Origin of the sequence: Aquimarina sp. RZ0, assembly GCF_008370685.1 — a bacterium.
In the GTDB taxonomy this organism is placed as follows: domain Bacteria; phylum Bacteroidota; class Bacteroidia; order Flavobacteriales; family Flavobacteriaceae; genus Aquimarina.
The window spans coordinates 40,447-59,895 of the sequence record NZ_VTZU01000029.1 but is presented as its reverse complement, the minus strand read 5'-3'; the positions used below and the strand labels follow the sequence as shown (position 1 = coordinate 59,895).

Below are 19,449 nucleotides of genomic sequence, written 5' to 3'. Positions count from 1 at the left end.
GACTTGCCTCGAGGTAGTTTACTTGTTTTTATCGGTAAAATTAAGAAATTCTGGTGTTTCTATTTTTGTAGTGTCCTTTATTTTTATATTAACAGTGTCCTTTTCTTTTTTAGTAGCAAAAACTTTTTTCCATAGTTCGTTAAAATTATCAAAATCTACAGAATAGGAAAGACCAACTCCTTGTTTATATCCTTGTGTTTCCCCAATATATTGAATTTCATTCTGCCTATTAAAAATCTTACCTCTCAATGTTCCTTCTTTATTAAAAAGATACTCCACCTCAACATCTCCCGTTACTACAGATTCGCTTACACCTCCAATAGGCACTCCTACCCTTCCATTTATTAGAATTCTATTATTGATCTGAGTGGAGACCGTAACTCCAAATTCATCAGATGCTTCTTGATCTACATTACGATTCCCTTGCACATAGTTAACTCCTACACGAAATTTATCGTCATCTCCAGAGAATATTCCATTCACTAATCCAGTAGCTCGTTCTACCAGATTCCCTGTAATAAAAGTAGGATCTAAATTACCACTGTAAAATTGCCCTTGAGTTACCAGCGATAATGCTTGTAATTCTTTTGTTGCCTGATCTTCTAGTTGATATTCTAGTTCACTCTTAGCAACCGAACTTAAATTAGGTAATTCTATATTAAAATTAAGATCTGGCTGTATCAATTCTCCTTTGAGATCTACTACCACTTCTACCGGAATTTTCCGGTTAATGGCTGCTGTTTCTAATAATATTGCCGGATTTGCCTCTGTTTTATATACTGCGCTTAGATCCAGTACTGCTCGGGTAGGACTCCCATCCCAGTTAATACTCCCTCCGGATCTAACTGTAAAATCTTTACCTACCAAAGCGCCATATCTAAAATTATAACTTCCTTGGTATGCCAGAAAGTCTCCCCACATATTAAATTTACCATTGGTATTGATTTCTATAAGCAATGTACCTGCTCCTCTTCCTTTTAGGGAACTTCCGGTTTTTTTGTCAACAACAATTTCTACTTCAGCATTTTTGTTTACATCTAATTCAAAATTAAGTTCTAATCCTTTAATATCTTCTAATATGATCTCTTTTCCTTCTAAACGAGCCTTTTTTTCTTCGGGGCTTAAAAAATGAATATATGAATTATCACCTATTGACTCTGAGTCATTTAACGGAATTTTGAAGATAGTTCCTTCTTCTGTAGTCGCATTTACATCAATAACCAATCCATCCGTAGGACCGGTTAGGGTTGCATTTCCACTAATAAATCCAGTACCATAATATAAAGATTCTTCACTTTCTTCTGTGTCTAATACCAGCAACTTGTCCTTTGCTATTATTTCCAGACCTAAATCCCATTTAGAAAAACGTTGATGACCTATATACCCTTCTAATACTCCTTTAGTATCATATTTAGTATCCGTAATATCTACACTATCAAAATTAAAGCGCTGTCCTTTTAGGATAACACGGGATTCTTCTGCCAGATCCAGATCAACGTTTAGATATGGAATTTTTAATCCTGCTTTATTTAGTTTTAATATCCCGTTAGTAGAAGGGTTTATGTAATTACCCGATACTTTTGCTGATCCTGTAACAAACCCTCTAAGATCAGATATCACAATTCCTCCAAGTTTGCTAAATCCAGTCATATCAAACTGATTAAGACTTACATTTATATCCATATCAGAATTAGTATCAGAAACATCAATCCTACCTAAGGCAGAAAAAGTTTTTAGCTTATCATGATTTTCTAACTTTGTATTTATTCTATATTGTGTTAGGGATTCATTACCAGATGCATTTAATCTTAATTTCCCTAAAGAAGTATCGTTTACAGTAAGATCATTGATAATAACGGTAGAACTGGGAAAATAAACACCTTTATCCTGTATAATTGTGACATCTCCATCCACAACTCCAGACAGCGCTAAATTTTCTATAGACGGGGTAATTTTATTAAGATCTACATCTCTAAATGCAGCCCTGATGTTTTTATCGTTTTTACCCGCCATATTACCAGAAACACGTATTTCTTCGTGTTGATGACTTAATACTATTGATTGGATGTCTATATTTTGGAAATCATTATCAAAGATTATCTGATTACTACTTTTACTCTTATTAGGATTAGCATACCAAGTATATCCTTTAAAAGTAAAATCTGATTTTTTTAAACCTATTACAGAATTATTGTCTTCATTAATCGTATGATAAAACTCTAAATTATAGCTATCCACATTGTTTTTACCGCCTTTGAACTCTGATCGCATAAACAATGTATCATTTAGTGTAACATTAATCAGACTAAATCTGGATATATCATAATATTTAGAATTTATACTATCAATTGCTACATAGGTATTAAATAAGGGGTTTTTGTTATCTACCTGTATATCGACTTTCTGCATTGAATTATCAAAAGCCTTTATCAACGGAGATTTAAATGTTAACTTAAATTCAGAATCATTACTTTCTACTTTTCCCTTAATAAATGTATTGGGTGCAAACTGAATTTCTGGAAAAAATATATCTACGATCTTATTATAAATTTTAAAATTAAACTCCATAAATTCGTTGTCAGTAATCTCTGTTGCTTCAAAATTAGTGTACAGACTACCTATTGAATTTCGAAATAAATCATAAACATTCTCGAATCGAAAAACTCCAGCCACACTTCCCTCAATTATATCTGGGCTATTCATCGTAATTGTTCTTACATTTTCCTTATCAAAACTGGAAGTAATTTCAAAATCATCAAAATAATAGCTTGCATTCTGATTCTTATATAACCCTTTCTTAAAGGAAATTGTACCAAAAGCATCATTAACACCGGTTCCTTTCATATTCATAATTACATCTCCATTAAGTATTGAAATACTGTCTCTGGTAAAAAAATTGAGTTTCTCGAGGTCAATATGATCTATATTGGCAGTAAAATCATAGTTGTTAATCTCTTCTGACAAATCTGCAACACCATTAAAATGAAATTTAATATTCGGATCATTAGAAATCAACGAACCATCAAAAACAGGATCTCTTAAATTACCAATAACACTCAAATTGGAATAGCTATATCCATTAAACTCTAATTTACTAATATCTCCCTCTAGTTTAGTCTTTAAGCTCTCTAATGTAAAACCGCTTCCATCCACATCAATATTAAAAGCTGCTGTACCTAACTTTTCTTTTCCTAGTAATTGTCCCACGTTAAAATTATCAGAAATAATGTTACCATTATAAACAGCCTGCTTTACATCATCTAAACCACCTAATAAGACAAAAGCATATACTTTACCCAATTGCGAAAAGAAGTCCATATCTACGTCTACATCTTTTCTACTGATTACTGCATTTCCTACAGCCTTTACACTTCCTAATTGATATAGTTGTTTTGGTAGTGATCTTCCTAAGATTTTGGGCAATAAATTTACTAGGTCATAATAATTTGTAGTGAGATTGGTCATATCTCCTACTAACCTAAACTTGGAAACATTAGTAACTGCATTTTGTATCCGTATGTTTCCTTTTATGATAGATCTATCCAATCCGGAAATATTGGCTCCGATGATATTAAAATCATTTAAAGTCCCTTTTAGCTTTGTTTTTTTAAGCGTTATTTTTTTATTCCTACCAAATTCTTTGTAAAATGGGATCAAGTCATTGGTAGAAACAATCGCTCTTTCAAAATCTGCATCTATCGTAACCTTATTTACAAAATCTGACATCCCTCCTCGTTCATACGAAAATAAGACTTCAGCGTTTACATAAGAATCAGGAGTTTCTATCATCAATTTTCTGAAACGCATGGCTCTGGGCGTAATTGATAAATCTGTTTTAAGATTAGAGATGTTTAATCCACGATGATCCTTAAAAGATAATAATTCTGTAGTCATATAAAAGTCTTCCCCATCTACCTTAATACTTTCTGCATCCAATGTGATTTCTTTGAGGATTAAAACATCAGGGCTTGCTAAATTTTCATCAATATATCTAAACTTACCTTTCCTCATACTGATATTCCCTGTGGTCAATAAAAATTTAGTCTCAGAACTAGATTTTTTGCCCGTATTGAACTTTCGTATAAAAGTCATTAAATTATCACTTTGTTCACCTTGATACAATTTCATTTTGAACGTGAGTTCTTCGATGGCAATATCTCCCAATTCTGGTTGACCTTTTGAGATTTCTCTTATATTCAGGATTGATGTAGCTATAGTTCTTGCAAACAATAAGGTGTCTTTATGATGATCTCTTACAAAAATTTCTTTCAAATTAATATCACCCGTATAGGTCAGCCCTACTCTACCAACATTAATATCTACAGAGTACTTATCATTCAGATAATCAGTGACTTTTTTACCAAAATATGTTTGAACTCCTGGAATAGAAAATAGTATTACAACTAATATGAATAGCGATAGTAAGGTAAGAAATACCCTCTTCAATATTTTTCCGAATTTTTTGATACGTTTTATTGTTTTAACTTTGCCAGCAATATTAACAATTTCTATGCCCTTTTCCTCATAATGAACTCAAAAAATGTATACATACTAGGTATTGAGTCTTCCTGCGATGACACCTCTGCTTCCATACTATGCAACGGTAAGGTACTATCTAATATTATTGCTTCCCAAAAAATTCACGAATTATATGGCGGAGTGGTTCCGGAACTGGCGTCTAGAGCACATCAACAAAATATTGTACCTGTAATAGATCAGGCTATTAAACAAGCAGGTATAGACAAGTCTACTATCAGTGCTATAGCTTTTACCAAAGGTCCCGGTTTAATGGGATCTTTACTGGTCGGAACTTCTTTTGCCAAATCCTTAGCACTGGCATTGGATATACCTCTTATTGATGTTGATCATATGCAAGCGCATATTCTTGCTCACTTTATTGATGAAGAAGGTCAGGAAAAACCAAACTTCCCATTTTTAGCCATGACTATTAGTGGTGGTCATACACAAATTGTCATTGTTAAGGATTACTTTGATATGGAGATTATTGGAGAAACCATCGATGATGCTGTAGGCGAAGCTTTTGATAAAAGTGCTAAGATATTGGGACTGCCCTATCCAGGAGGTCCCTTGATTGATAAACACGCACAATCTGGAAATCCTAAGGCTTTTCCTTTTACCAAACCCAGAGTCGATGGATTGAATTTTAGCTTTAGCGGGCTGAAAACAGCAGTATTATATTTTGTTCAAAAACAAGTAAAAGAAAACCCTGATTTTATAACAGAAAACTTGGATGATGTATGTGCCTCTATACAGTATACCATCATAAATATTCTTATTGATAAATTAAAAAAGGCATCTAAAGAAACAGGAATTAAAACCATCGCAATCGGTGGTGGTGTTTCTGCTAATTCAGGAATTCGAAAAGCGCTAAAAGAAGGTGAATACAAATATGGATGGAAAACATTTATTCCCAAATTTGAATATACTACAGATAACGCAGCAATGATAGCAATGGTAGGTCAACTAAAGTATGAGATAAAAGAATTTACCGATATGAGTGTCATTGCGCAAGCAAGAACTAAATTTTAATTTTCATCTTTTATGCAGCTATTCTATAGTAAAGATATTTCTGAAACTACAACCGAATTTACTTTTTCCAGAGAAGAAAGCAGACATATTACTAAGGTTTTACGAAAAAAAGAAGGAGATACATTATATATCACCAATGGAGATGGATTATCTTGCCAGGGAATCATTACATTTTCCAGTCTCAATACCTGTAGGATACAAATAGAGAACAAAAAACACATTCTTGGTAAAAGCTACAATATACATCTTGTTGTTGCACCTACAAAAATGAATGATCGATATGAGTGGTTTTTAGAAAAAGCTACAGAAATTGGAGTTCAGGAAATTACTCCTGTTATCTGCGATCATAGTGAACGAAAAGTAATAAAACTTGAACGCTTTGAGCGTATTTTACAAAGCGCTATGAAACAATCATTACAATATTATTTACCAAAACTAAACCCTGTAATTTCTTTTACGAATTTTATAAAATATAAAAAAACGGATCAATTACTAATTGCTCATTGCGAGGAAGCTAAAAAACAAGCTATTAAAGAAGTATTGATCCCTGGGAATGATATCACTATTCTTATTGGTCCAGAAGGAGATTTCTCTAATAAAGAAATTGAAATAGCCTTGCAATCAGGGTATACCCCAGTTACTTTGGGAGAAACACGATTAAGAACAGAAACCGCAGCTATTATAGCTGCACACAGCATTGTTTTCTTAAATTCTTAAAGACTATTTTTAGTTCATTAGCTTTTCTATTTTCATGGGTATCAATCTTCTATAAATCAGATACATCAAGGCTAAAAAGCACTATAATATATATGGGATATAAATAATAAAACCAATAATAACAGCAGTTATGGCTGCAATAAAAACAGCTCCCGCGGCAATATCTTTGATAAAACCAATTTTATTATGAAAATCAGGATGTATAAAATCTGCTATAGCTTCTATGGCAGTATTAAGCCCTTCCATACTCATTACTAAACCAATAGCAAAAGTTTGCAAAACCCATTCGGTAGCCGATATTTTCATATAGAAACCTGCTATTGTCATTAATATACCAATACCGGCTTGTACCTGAATACTTGCCTCTGTTTTAAGGAGTAGCAATGCACCTTTTGTGGCATATCCACACCCTCTCAATCTACCTATTATAAATCTAGAAGCTTTACTCATTGTTACTACCTAACCTAAAGTTTCTATAGCAGCACTATAGTTGGGTTCTTGTACGATCTCTGGTACTTGCTCAGTATATTTGATAGTACCTTCTTCATCTACAACAACTACTGCTCTGGAATGTAATCCCTGCATAGGTCCATCTGTGATCTCTACTCCATAATCTTTTCCAAATTTACCATCCTTAAAATCAGAATTATTAAGTACGTTTTCTAAACCTTCTGCTCCACAAAATCTAGCCTGAGCAAATGGTAAATCTCTGGAAATACATAAAACTTTAGTATTAGATAGTGTGCTTGCTACTTTATTAAATTCTCTTACAGATGCAGCACAAATACCGGTATCAACTGATGGAAATATGTTTAATACTAACCTCGTTCCTTTATAATCTGATAATTTTGATAGTGATAAATCAGTGTTAACCAATTCAAAATCAGGAGCTTTTTCACCTACTTTAGGCAAGTTTCCATTGGTGTGTATTGAATTTCCTTTTAGTGTTATTGAAGCCATAATGATGTTTGTTAATTTTAGACCTCTAAATTAATAAGATTATATGTCATTATTCAAAAACTTTGAATAAAATATAACGAACGAATCCTAACTTTTTCTATTTCTCAATTAAAGACTGAAATTCACATACTTTTCATTACTGTTCTTATTTACACTGTAAACATACTTTTTAAAAAACGCATAATTTTAACTAATTTTTTATACATTTTTTAAATTAAAAACAAAAAAATAGCTATATGTTTAATGTTTTAAAAAGAGAGTAAGTACGATACTTGTAAAGCAATAGAAATCTATTAATATTTCCGGATTAAGAAAAGATGTATGTATCTCTCATTAAAAGAGGTCAATAAGAAGCCGTCAAATTCATTAAGAACTAAACTTTACACAAAAAAATAGGTTTGAACTAAAGTTCAAACCTATTTTTTATATCTACAAATACATTACAAAAGTTCTAAGTATCAATTGATCCCATAACTCTGCTCATAAAAGTATTTAAAGCTTCTTTTTTCTGTGCTCCTTCTTTTACCATTTTATTTACTTCGAGTGCTCCATACATATTAGAGATTAATTCTCCAATAACATCCAATTCCTCATCTTTTAGTGAAGGAACTTCTGTTAAGGCCTCCAAAGTTTCAATAGCTTCTACTACAAAGTCTTCATCATTTTCTTCAATAAAACCTGTTAGGTGCTTAATTATTGGTAACTTCATCTACTAATTCTTTTAATACATCAAATTTATTAGTCTGAACCTGATTAACAAAAGTACCACTCTGGAATGTCGCAAATGTTGGAAGGTTATCTACTGTTGCCATCTTTCTGGATTCTGGATTTTTTTCTGCATCTACTATAATAAAGATCGCATCACTTTTCTCTGAAGCCAATTTTTTAAACTTTGGTTTCATAATCCTACAATTTCCGCACCAGGTAGCAGAATATTGTACTATTACTGTATTATTAGCTTCAATAATCTCAGAAAGATTATCTGCTGTCAATTCTTGAATCATAATCTATAATAATTAATATAAAAGACTTCTCCAGAACTTGTTGTCTGGAGAAGTTATCTATTATAAAATAAAATTAATGGCTTGCCAGGTATGAAGCTACACCATCTCTATTTGCAGACATAGCATCTTTTCCTTCTTCCCAGTTCGCAGGGCATACTTCTCCATTTTTTTGAACGTGAGCATAGGCATCAATTAATCGCAAGAATTCTGCAACATTTCTACCCACTGGCATATGGTTAATACCTTCGTGAAAAACAGTCCCTTCTTCATCCATCAAATAAGTAGCTCTATACGTTACATTATCTCCTTCTACAGTAACGACACCTGTTTCTTCATTATAGGTCTCATTAGAAATATCAAGAATTCCCAAAGTACTAGAAAGATTACGATTAGAATCTGCTAATATTGGATACGTAACACCTTCGATACCTCCATTATCTTTAGAAGTATTTAACCATGCAAAATGTACCTCTGGAGTATCACAAGAAGCTCCTATTACAATAGTATTTCTTTTTTCAAATTCTGATAAAGCCTCCTGAAAAGCATGTAATTCTGTTGGACATACAAAAGTGAAATCTTTTGGGTACCAAAAAAGTAATACTTTTTTATTATTATTTTTCGCCTCTTCCAATACATTGAGTTTGAAAGTATCTCCCATATCATTCATTGCATCAACATCTAAATTTGGAAATTTTTTACCTACAAATGCCATTTTTGTTTGTTTTGTTTGTTATTAATTATTTTTTAACGCGACAAAGATACGCCACCTTATCTTATCATTAGGATAGGATAATTTTAATTTTCTATGTATTAATAGTTTTTTCTAATGGACTATACTTCGTATTAAAGTCCTACAAAAAAAACAAATTACTTACATTTTTTATGGATAAATTACACTTTTTTGACGACGATATACAGTATGTTACATCTATTTTTGTATTTTTGTTATTAAAACTAAACTAGAACTATCCACGTTGATAAACTATCTGAAATACCTAACTATACCATGTATAGTATGTTTTATTCTAAATACTCAAGCTCAATCTTCTTTTGAGGCTGATAGCATTCAATTTTATATAGAAAAAGCTGAAGTTTTGTTAGAAGAATACAAATATGAAGATGCCTTAGAAAAAGCTCAGATTGCGTATAAAAGCGCAAAGTTTAATAATGACGATAAAAATTTGGGTAAAATTTATCGTGTAATGGCAAAAATTTATGAATTAAACAGGCAAGAAGCTAAAGCCCTGAAATTTTATAGAAGAGCCCTTATTTATGCTTCAAATTCTAAAACCCGATATCTACAATCCAAGCTCTATAACAGTTTAGGGAATCTTTATATAAAAACAGATTCGACTTTGTATAATGGTATCGAGCAATACAAAAAAGCCTACGATATCGCTCGAAGTATAAAAGATACTATAAAAATGATCAAGCCTCTGCTAAACCTTGCAGACTATTATATTAATATTGATGATTACGAAACCACTGATGAATACCTAACCAAGGTAAGAGTATTAATTGGTAAAAATGATAACATTTCTAATATAGAAAAGACTAAATTAAGTAATCTGTTAGGAAAATATTTCCTTCGTGTTCGAAGATATAAGAGAGCTAATGAACATATTGATAATTCTATTTCGTATGCGAGTGATGAGATAGAAAATACTGATAATAACGAGAGGGTAATTTCTATATATCATAAGGAGCTTGCCACTTCTTACAAAACAAAATATAGAGTTTACAAGGCGCAAAAAGAGTTTGAATCTGCTAATATTTATCTCGAAAAACATTATGAAAGCATTTCTAAATCCGAAGATTTAGTAAAACAAATAGAATTGCAAAGAGCTACTGTAGAGTTTGAAGTAGATCAAATGGAAGAAGAAGTAGAGCAAGCCAAGGAAGTTAAAGCCAAAAGTGATTCTAAGGAGATCATATGGCAAATTACTATAATTCTGGGCATTGTACTGATTCTTATTTCTCTAGCATTCTTAATAAGTTCATACAGAAACAATCTGCAAAAGAAAAAATTAAATAATGATCTTATTGAAAAAAACAAAGAACTTGTTAATGCAAAAGAAACTGCAGAACAGGTTTCTACATTAAAATCTCAATTCATATCTACAGTAAGCCATGAATTAAGAACTCCACTGTATGGGGTTATCGGGCTTACATCTCTTTTAATGGAAAACCCTGAAGAGAAGAAGAAAAATGAATACCTGGAATCCTTAAAATTTTCAGGGGATTACTTGTTAGCATTAATCAATGATGTGTTGCAATTAAGTAAAATAGAAACTAATGAGGTGAAATTAGAAAAAGTGTCCTTTGATCTAAGGTCACTTATTGAAGGAATCGTTAATTCTCTACGTTCTAAACAGAAAAAAAATAACAACAAAGTTCACATTGATATCGATCAAAATATAAGAACCACTTTGTTGGGTGATTCTGTAAGGTTATCACAAATATTAATAAATCTAATTGGTAATGCTCTTAAGTTTACTAAGAATGGTAATATCTGGATTAAAGTAAAATCTATTGATTATCAAGGTGATAACTATAAATTACAGTTTAGTGTAAAAGATGATGGGATTGGTATTCCTAAAGGTAAACAGGCAACTATTTTTGAAAATTTTGCTCAGGTAAAAAATCAGAATCAAGAATATGAAGGAACTGGATTAGGGCTGGCTATCGTTAAGAAACTAATACAACTACACAATAGTGAAATACTTATCAATAGTACAGAAGGTGCTGGATCAGAATTCATTTTTGACCTTTGCTATGAGAAAGCTGTTAAAGAAGAAAATATAGCATCGAGTACTCATGAGAATATAAGCATCGGCACCACCAATTTTAATATACTAATCGTTGATGATAATAAAATCAACCAGATTGTAACGCAAAACATTCTAAAAAAGAAGGGATATACTTGCGATCTGGCAAACAATGGTATGGATGCAATTGAAATGCTAAAAAATCAAAGTTTTGATCTTGTATTAATGGATATTAATATGCCAGAAATGAATGGTCTGGATGCCACAAAAGTAATACGAACATTTAATACACACATGCCAATTATTGCCTTAACAGCTGTAGAAGAAGGTGAAATTAGAGATCAGGCACTTTCTGTGGGAATGAATGATGTTATCATTAAACCCTATGATACACAACAGTTTTTTCAAACAATAATGAAAAATATCTCCAAAGTAAAATATATATAAACGTAAAAAACATTTATTTATAATTGAACTACTTATATTGTGTTAAAGCATACCAAATTTATTATTGAATATCTTATTTTAGAGCAGAAATTATAGATCACAAAACAAGTATGAACTCAGAAAATAAAGGTTTTAATACAATTTGCACTCATGTGGGTGAAATCCAGGACAAACAATTTAAAGGTGCCATTTCTCCTATTTACTTATCGACCTCATATGCGTTTGAGGATGTAGATGTAAAAAGATACCCTCGTTATTTTAATACGCCTAATCAAGAAGCACTTTCTAAAAAAATAGCCCGACTGGAAAACGGAGAAGCATCTCTGATTTTTGGAAGTGGTATGGCAGCAATTAGTACTACACTTCTTGCTTTTCTCCAAAAAGGGGATCATATAATTTTACAACGCAGTTTGTATGGAGGTACCGCCAATTTGGTTAATGAAGAATTCACAAAGTACGGTATTGAATATTCTTATGTAGATACCAATGATATAGAGAGTTTTGAAGAAAAAATACAGGCAAATACCAAAGTAATTTATATAGAAACACCTTCTAATCCCTTATTAAGAATTATCGATATCAAAACAATTGCAGATCTAGGAACTAAAAACGGTATTATCACTATGATAGACAATACTTTTGCTTCTCCTGTAAATCAAAACCCTATAGAATTAGGAATTGATATTGTTATACATTCTGCTACAAAATATTTAGGAGGTCATAGTGACATTCTTGCTGGAGCGGTTATTGCTACAGAAAAAAATATTGAAAAAATATTTCATCTGGCCAAGAACTTAGGAGGTAGTTTAAGTGATTTTACCGTGTGGATGCTAGAACGGAGTATAAAAACGTTGGGATTAAGAGTAAGGCAGCAGAATAAAAATGCTAAAAAAATGGCAAAATGGCTAGAAAAGCATACTGATATAACCGCTGTATATTATCCTGGACTTAGCTCTCATCCAGATCACGAAATAGCAAAAAAACAAATGAAAGGGTTTGGTGGAATGCTTTCATTTGAACTAAAAGAAGATATAGATGTCAGTAAATTCCAAAAAGAACTAAAACTCATAAAAAGCTCTATGAGTTTGGCTGGTGTAGAAAGCACTATCCTATCTCCTGCTGTTACATCACATGCCTTATTAACAGAAGAAGAAAGAAATCAGCAGGGAATAAAAAACGGCCTCTTAAGATTTAGTGTAGGGATCGAAGAAATAGAAGATCTCATGAATGATATCGAACAGGCGCTACAAAAAATCAAAGTATTAGAAGAATTAGAACAATAGCATGAAATTAGACATTCTAGCCATTGGCGCTCATCCGGATGATGTAGAATTAAGTTGTTCAGGAACCATTGCAAAAGAAATAGATAATGGTAAAAAAGTAGGTATACTAGATCTTACACGAGGAGAACTAGGAACCAGAGGAACACCAGAAATAAGAGATCAAGAAGCTAAAGATGCTGCCGCTATTCTTGGTGTATCCATAAGAGAAAATTTAGGTTTCAGAGATGGTTTTTTTAGTAATAATGAAGAACATCAGTTGGCAATCATCCAAATAATAAGAAAATATCAGCCAGAAATCGTTCTCTGTAATGCTATCTCTGATCGACATATAGATCATGGTAAAGGAAGTAAACTTACCAGTGATGCCTGTTTCTTATCAGGCTTGCGCAAAATAGAAACTTTTATCAATAATAAACCTCAAGACCCGTGGAGACCTAAGATGGTGTATCATTATATACAATGGGAAAATATTGAGCCAGACTTTGTCGTTGATATTAGTGGATACACTGATAAAAAAATGGAGAGTGTTATGGCATATAAATCTCAATTCTATGATGAGAACAGCAATGCCCCTTCTACCCCAATATCAAGTAAGAATTTTAAAGAAAGTATTTTATATAGAGCAGCAGATATAGGTAGAATCATTAATGTAGCATATGCAGAAGGTTATACTGTAGAACGCTATGTTGCAGTAGATTCCATTTTTGATTTAATATAATATCATTTTTTGTTTTGTAGAAACATAAAAATGTCTTATTTTTGCAGCCGAAATTAAATGGTGGTTGTAGCTCAGTTGGTTAGAGCATTGGTTTGTGGTACCAAGGGTCGCGGGTTCGAGTCCCGTCTTCCACCCTTTAAAAACCTTGTCTTTTGACAAGGTTTTTTTATACTCTTAATACAAAGAAAAGCCTTTAGCGCACAGTTTAGAAGTGTCCAAAATGTAGAATTCTTCCTTTTCAGATTAACTAGAATATTTGAATAAACACAACAATTGAGCTTGATCCGTTCAAAGCATTCAACACCATTGCTAATACGATAACTATTAACTACAGATCAATTCTAAACTATTTTATGAACAGAAGCACAAATGCTTCAGCAGAATCATTTAATGCAAAGATAAAAGCCTTTGGTGGTGTCAAAAATGTAGAATTCGTTCTTTTCAGATTAACTAGAATATTTGCATAAACACAACAATTGAGATTGATCCGATATAATTTTACATTCATATATTCATTCATACAAAAAACCCCCTGTTTTTACAGGGGGCTTTAGCGTTTTCTGCGGAGAAAGAGGGATTCGAACCCCCGGAGGTGTGACCCTCAACAGTTTTCAAGACTGCCGCATTCGACCACTCTGCCATTTCTCCAGTATTAGTCTCATCAGGTGTTATCCTGATTGCGGGTGCAAATATAGAACCTTTTTTTAATTCTATGAAAATTATTTTTAAAATAATTTCAAGATTTTTCTTTTAAGAAAATATTCACTATTTGATATCTCTCTAAATCTGTATATTGCAATCTCTATTTAATTTTTTTTCATGAAAAATATTTTAATTTCTTTTTGTACAACGGTTCTTTTTTCTTGTGGCAGTTCACACAACTCTCCTAGTGCTAATTCTTCTAAAAAGGATAAAGACAATGTTGATGCAGCCATTATCTATGCAGAAAGTATTACTTCTAAGGAACTTAAGAAATATCTTTTCACTTTTGCGAGTGATGATTTTGAGGGTCGTGATACCGGTGAGCCGGGACAAAAAAAAGCAGCCGATTTTCTTAAAAATGAATACATAAAAATGGGAGTTCCTTCACCTATGGGTGGAGAGGACTATTTTCAAAAAATACCTGAAAGCTATTTTAGAGGCGGAATCAAGTCTTCAGAAAATGTATTGGCCTTTATAGAAGGTACCGAAAAACCGGAGGAAATAGTAGTGTTATCGGCACATTATGACCACGTAGGAGTCGATGAATCAGGAAATATTTATAATGGAGCAGATGATGATGGTTCCGGTACTGTAAGCTTGTTAGAAATAGCAGAAGCTTTTATAAAAGCAAAAAATAAAGGACATGGTCCTAAACGATCTATTTTATTTCTACACGTTACCGGAGAAGAAAAAGGATTATACGGTTCCAGGTATTATACAGAAAACCCTGTTTTTCCTCTCGAAAATACTGTAACCGACCTCAATATCGACATGATTGGAAGAATTGATAAAGATCATGAAGAAGAGGCTAAAAATAATTATATATACCTGATCGGAAGTGATCGACTTAGTACAGAATTGCATACACTAAGTGAAGAAGTAAATACAAAATACACACAATTAGATTTGGATTATACTTATAATGCAAAGGATGACCCGAATAGATTTTATTTTAGAAGTGATCATTATAATTTTGCAAAGCATAATATTCCTATTATTTTTTATTTTAATGGTGTACACGAAGATTACCATAAGCCTACTGATACTGCAGATAAGATTAATTATGATCTTATGGCAAAACGAGCTCAGTTAGTATTTTTCACTGCGTGGGAAGTGGCTAATAGAGCAGAACGATTAGTAGTAGACAGTATGGGCAACTAATTGCCGCTTACACCATTGGTTTTATAATAATATGGCTGTCGATACATATAGTCTCGTGATGCAATATGTCACGAGACTATTCTATATACAACCTTACTATAATTATAAATTTTATCAGGGAAGGGAAGTATTATCATTTCTAAAATGATATTGTCTGCCAAAATCATTTCTTTTTGTTTCGCATTTGTAAATAAAAAGCATCGATAGCACTTCTATCTATGAGTTTTCTTTCTGGTCTGAATTAAAAAATATTTTGATTCAATTTACAGTGATTTCATCTAAGAACTTTTATAAAACTGATGCGTATGTATACATTAGATCGAATAATAAACTATAATTGAATACTTTTATTTTAAAATAAAAAGGAGTGTAACTAATCAATGATTTTATTGAGAAAATTTATGACTGGAAACATCAAAAGAGATCAATTGCAATTGTTATGTTTATGCAAATATTCTTATTAGTCCAAAGAGTAAGAATTCTACATTTTTATCACCTCTAAACTTTATTCTAAACGCTTTTATTTTTAGGTCATCCAGAAAGCTACTTTATAGATTTGCCCTTGAAATCATCTACATAATTCTTGATAAGCTTTTGTGAAGATTTGCTAGTAATTGTTTAAAAGAGATTAAGAATAAAATTCCCTTCACAAATATAGGTTTTTAAATCAGCGCAAAACGAAATATAAATAAGGGATTTTTCCCTATTTTTTAGTAAATTACTGTAAATTAGATGTGTGTGATATTAATCGTTAAATAATTAATACTATTAGTAATTGCTTTCAAACCCTATTAACAAAGAGATTTTATCAAGATCAATATAAACTAAATAGCAAACTTAATATAAAGGACATATATCATAGCATTGTTATAAGTGCTATTTCAGAATATTTAAAGGCGACAATTTAAAACATTAAGACATTTACTTATATAAACAAATATAAATCAATATGAAAAAACATATTTTATTAATAACATGCTGTGTTTGCATCATTTTTACAATTCAAGCACAGAATCCGTCAACTTTAACAATAGAAAAAACCGATAATACCTCAGGGTCGCTAAATTTTAAAAATCCGACTGGATTCTGGCATTTGAGTGGTCCTAGATCTTATGAACTAAATAATAGTTTTTCTGTTTTTTGGAATGATGGGTCTTATAAAAGATATTTAACTATATCAGATAGCGGAAATGTTGGTGTTGGAACAGCAAATCCTTTAGAGAAATTTCAAATAAACAATTCATATACGTTCCACGATGGTGGTCATAAAGTAATAGGTTTTTTATATAGTCCGTCTGGAGGAGTTGATTTGGACGATTCAAAATTTTCAGCAGAAATAAGATTTAATCCTGTTAATGGTAATTTCAGACTTGGAACAGCAAATTCACTCAGTACTATTCCCGTCACACATCTTAATATAGATAAAAATGGTAAAATTGGTATTGGGACTATGGATACTAAAGGGTTTAAACTAGGGGTAAAGGGAAAAATCGCTGCTGAAGAAGTAAAAATTTCTTTACATTCTGAATGGTCTGATTTTGTTTTCTATGATAATTACAAACTACCAACACTTCAAGAAGTTGAAAGTTATATAAAAGAAAAAGGTCACCTTAAAGATATCCCTAGTGAAAAGGAAGTAGAAGAAAACGGAATTTTTCTTGGAGAAATGGACGCTAGATTACTTCAAAAAATAGAGGAATTAACCCTTTATACAATAGAACAGGAGAAAAGAATAAAGGAATTGGAATCTCTAAATGATAAATTACTTGAATTACAATCAAGAATGGAGAAATTGGAATCTGGAAAATAAAAAAACTTATAACACTAAGCAATCAAAATTAAGTTGGATTTAGAACCCAAAAACGATAGTGAATGGACAACTATTAAGAGTATCTTTAAATACGATTCTTAATAATTAATGTATTTTATTGAAAATAATTAGATAATTCTGCCATAGTATCCAAAATTCTTATCTTTTTGTTTTTTTTCATAGCCTTTATCGTGCCTTCTAAAGAAATTAAAGATCACGAAATCTCCTCCTCTTCAAGGGAATAGATCCTTATTCCCTATCCTTTTGCCGCTTACGATAATAATAATATATCACTACTCCATTTTAGAAAACTATCTGGGAGATTCTGCCATTTTATAACTGTTTTATCGTTTTGCAAACCTGTACAAATAACGAATGAAATCTTGACAGAGAGCCCAAGAGAATATCAAAAAGTTTGACTCTTCATTTGTTATTAGAAGTGGTGGGAGTTGTTTATTATATCAAATTTTGTAGGCAGATATATACTAAAAACAGTATTCAAACAAGATACTATCGAACAGTTAATTTAAGGTTCAGAGGCAGCAATAATGATGGATTTCCTGCAAATTCCAGAAGCTTTATTGGTAATTTTTATAGTCTATAAACTATCAAAAACCGAATCCAGACTTGCTAACAGAATAATAGAATTTGGCGGTAATAATGTACATAAGTAATAGCAGATAAAGTTATAGCACAAATAGTAGTTGAATATAAAACACACAAAAAGATAGTACATTGGTAGCTTTGTAACGGATTTTTTTTGAAAATTCCCTTAGTTTAGCAAATTATACTATATTAGATATCTAGAATATTGAGCCAGGGAAAACGCACTATATTACTTTGCCGTAAATAATTGATTAATCATAGATGCTAAAAAAACTGATTAAAATATTACTTGTATTGATAGCCGTTATTACAATTGGAGGCGTATACCTTTATTTTCGATTACATAATACTATAGAGAACGTTCTTGAAGCAAAAAATGATTGGCGGAGTGAAGTTCTAGAATTTCCATTAATATTCGCAGGAGATTTAGAATATGAAGGGGAAGAACATATTCGATTTGCACCAGGCTGGGGTGAAATTGATAGCGAGGATTATTTTTCATATGTTTTTTTGTGGATGATTTCAAAAGATCCCAATGTAAACTCCTCTGAGTTGGAAAACATAATGAATATATATTTTGACGGACTTATGAATACTGGAGCAATTACTAATTTTAGCTTCTTTAAAAAAATTCCAGAGACTAAGTCTTCTTTTCAACAGACAAATAAAAACACCTTTGAAGGTTCAATCAAGCTATATGATGAATTTTTTAAAAAAGAGTTAATTGTTCTGAACGCCAAAATTAAAAGTGAATACTGTCCAGAGAAAGAGAAATATTTAGTCTGGTTTTATTTGTCTCCCCAGGAGAAAAAACATCAAATTTGGAGTCAACTCACTGAAGTAAACCTGAACATCAAGTGTCATTAAATTAAAACTAGCTATGAACGCATCTTGCGTAGTGGTTTTCAACTGAAAAGTTTGGCTTTTGCTCGCTAATTTTGTTTTTTTTAATGTTGCTATGGCTATGCTGAAAAAAAACTACTTACTATAGTACAAAATGTAAGTTTTGCAGGTCAAAGCAGTATTCAAGTTGAGTTCTATAATTAAAAAAGGGAATTGCACCCATAAACTTCTCAATACACAGATTTTTTATGCGATAGATAGCTAAGTTTATGCATCGCTTCTTCCCTATTTTCATTAGTAAAATTAACAAATTAGTGACTTCATTATCAATACGAAATATGATAAAAACACCTAATTCAGAAAATCAAGAACTAACTACATCTGCTTAGAAAGTTCTTCTATTTGCTTAGATTTGGCTTGAATATATTTACTCATTTTTTTTATTTCTTCTCCAGAAAGTGTAGAAATAAGTGATCGATATTGTTTAGTCAGGCTACTACTCGCCTCATTTAATTCCAAAAAAGAATCCATATCCTTAGCCTTTACAGCCTTCTTATAATTAGCAATATACGCCTCGTAATCCCTTATATATTTTCTAGCTGCCCTACTATTAAAGGTAGGAGCACCCGGAGGAACCGCTATTTTTTTATCTTTAGGTTTCTTTTTTGCGACAGGCTTCTTTTTCTTTTTTGCGACAGGCTCCTCCGCTACTATTTCTTCAGCTACAACATCTGTAGAATCAACAATCTCTTCTACAACTTCTAATTTATCAGTCTTAGGATCTTTTTTACAAGACACCATAATCAGCAGGAACAAACATAAAAAAAAGATATTTTTCATAATTCTAATTTTTAGGAGTAATTCTAAAATCGTCATTTCG

General features: G+C 31.7%; 16 protein-coding genes and 2 tRNA genes. 10 read left to right on the top strand and 8 right to left on the bottom strand.

What is annotated here, in order from left to right; all coding sequences use genetic code 11:
- Positions 1–18 precede the first annotated feature (18 nt).
- Positions 19–4,446: a translocation/assembly module TamB domain-containing protein gene (locus F0000_RS12600; RefSeq protein ID WP_149625075.1), complete on the bottom strand. Its 4,428-nt coding sequence runs from the start codon at positions 4,444–4,446 to the stop codon at positions 19–21.
- Positions 4,447–4,527: 81 nt separating this feature from the next.
- On the opposite strand from F0000_RS12600, the gene tsaD reads away from it, so the two are divergent.
- Together tsaD and F0000_RS12590 are read left to right on the top strand one after the other, a co-directional pair.
- Entirely contained in the window at positions 4,528–5,550 is a 1,023-nt protein-coding gene (tsaD, locus tag F0000_RS12595) for a tRNA (adenosine(37)-N6)-threonylcarbamoyltransferase complex transferase subunit TsaD (RefSeq protein WP_149625074.1), read from the top strand.
- A 12-nt stretch (positions 5,551–5,562) separates the two neighbouring features.
- Entirely contained in the window at positions 5,563–6,267 is a 705-nt protein-coding gene (locus F0000_RS12590) for a 16S rRNA (uracil(1498)-N(3))-methyltransferase (protein WP_149625073.1), read from the top strand.
- Between the two features lie 81 nt (positions 6,268–6,348).
- Here the strand turns inward: F0000_RS12590 and F0000_RS12585 are convergent, their stop codons facing one another.
- The 5 genes from F0000_RS12585 to F0000_RS12565 form a co-directional block, all read right to left on the bottom strand.
- Positions 6,349–6,717: a diacylglycerol kinase gene (locus F0000_RS12585; protein WP_149625072.1), complete on the bottom strand. Its 369-nt coding sequence runs from the start codon at positions 6,715–6,717 to the stop codon at positions 6,349–6,351.
- A 9-nt stretch (positions 6,718–6,726) separates the two neighbouring features.
- Positions 6,727–7,227: a thiol peroxidase gene (tpx, locus tag F0000_RS12580; protein WP_149625071.1), complete on the bottom strand. Its 501-nt coding sequence runs from the start codon at positions 7,225–7,227 to the stop codon at positions 6,727–6,729.
- A gap of 451 nt (positions 7,228–7,678) precedes the next feature.
- Positions 7,679–7,936 (bottom strand): hypothetical protein, encoded by a 258-nt coding sequence (locus F0000_RS12575; protein WP_149625070.1) that lies wholly within the window; start codon positions 7,934–7,936, stop codon positions 7,679–7,681.
- Complete coding sequence (locus F0000_RS12570) at positions 7,917–8,231, bottom strand: co-chaperone YbbN (protein ID WP_149625069.1); 315 nt, start codon at positions 8,229–8,231, stop codon at positions 7,917–7,919. Before F0000_RS12570 ends, F0000_RS12575 begins: the two co-directional genes overlap by 20 nt.
- A 73-nt stretch (positions 8,232–8,304) precedes the next feature.
- Positions 8,305–8,943 carry a peroxiredoxin gene (locus F0000_RS12565; protein WP_149625068.1) on the bottom strand — a complete coding sequence of 213 codons (639 nt, stop codon included), beginning with the start codon at positions 8,941–8,943 and terminating at the stop codon, positions 8,305–8,307.
- 382 nt (positions 8,944–9,325) lie between these two features.
- Here F0000_RS12565 and F0000_RS12560 point away from each other — a divergent pair, with 382 nt between their 5' ends.
- From F0000_RS12560 to F0000_RS12540, 5 genes are all read left to right on the top strand, one after another.
- Positions 9,326–11,446 (top strand): response regulator, encoded by a 2,121-nt coding sequence (locus tag F0000_RS12560; RefSeq protein ID WP_149625067.1) that lies wholly within the window; start codon positions 9,326–9,328, stop codon positions 11,444–11,446.
- A 110-nt stretch (positions 11,447–11,556) separates the two neighbouring features.
- Entirely contained in the window at positions 11,557–12,729 is a 1,173-nt protein-coding gene (locus F0000_RS12555) for a PLP-dependent aspartate aminotransferase family protein (RefSeq protein ID WP_149625066.1), read from the top strand.
- A 1-nt stretch (position 12,730) separates the two neighbouring features.
- Entirely contained in the window at positions 12,731–13,447 is a 717-nt protein-coding gene (gene bshB1 / locus F0000_RS12550; RefSeq protein WP_149625065.1) for a bacillithiol biosynthesis deacetylase BshB1, read from the top strand.
- Between the two features lie 59 nt (positions 13,448–13,506).
- Positions 13,507–13,582, top strand: a tRNA-His gene (locus F0000_RS12545).
- Positions 13,583–13,707: 125 nt separating this feature from the next.
- A complete protein-coding gene (locus F0000_RS12540; protein WP_149625092.1) occupies positions 13,708–13,914 on the top strand; it encodes a transposase in 207 nt (68 codons plus the stop codon).
- 96 nt (positions 13,915–14,010) lie between these two features.
- On the opposite strand, the gene F0000_RS12535 is transcribed toward F0000_RS12540, so the two are convergent.
- Positions 14,011–14,095 (bottom strand) — tRNA-Ser (locus F0000_RS12535).
- A gap of 171 nt (positions 14,096–14,266) precedes the next feature.
- On the opposite strand from F0000_RS12535, the gene F0000_RS12530 reads away from it, so the two are divergent.
- The 3 genes from F0000_RS12530 (at position 14,267) to F0000_RS12520 (ending at position 18,593) form a co-directional block, all read left to right on the top strand.
- Positions 14,267–15,310 (top strand): M28 family metallopeptidase, encoded by a 1,044-nt coding sequence (locus F0000_RS12530; protein ID WP_149625064.1) that lies wholly within the window; start codon positions 14,267–14,269, stop codon positions 15,308–15,310.
- Positions 15,311–16,259: 949 nt separating this feature from the next.
- A complete protein-coding gene (locus tag F0000_RS12525; RefSeq protein WP_149625063.1) occupies positions 16,260–17,120 on the top strand; it encodes a hypothetical protein in 861 nt (286 codons plus the stop codon).
- Positions 17,121–17,987: 867 nt separating this feature from the next.
- Complete coding sequence (locus tag F0000_RS12520; RefSeq protein ID WP_149625062.1) at positions 17,988–18,593, top strand: hypothetical protein; 606 nt, start codon at positions 17,988–17,990, stop codon at positions 18,591–18,593.
- 351 nt (positions 18,594–18,944) lie between these two features.
- Here F0000_RS12520 and F0000_RS12515 read toward each other — a convergent pair whose 3' ends face one another.
- Positions 18,945–19,409, bottom strand: coding sequence for a hypothetical protein (locus F0000_RS12515; RefSeq protein ID WP_149625061.1), 465 nt, complete (start codon positions 19,407–19,409; stop codon positions 18,945–18,947).
- Between the last annotated feature and the right edge of the window lie 40 nt (positions 19,410–19,449).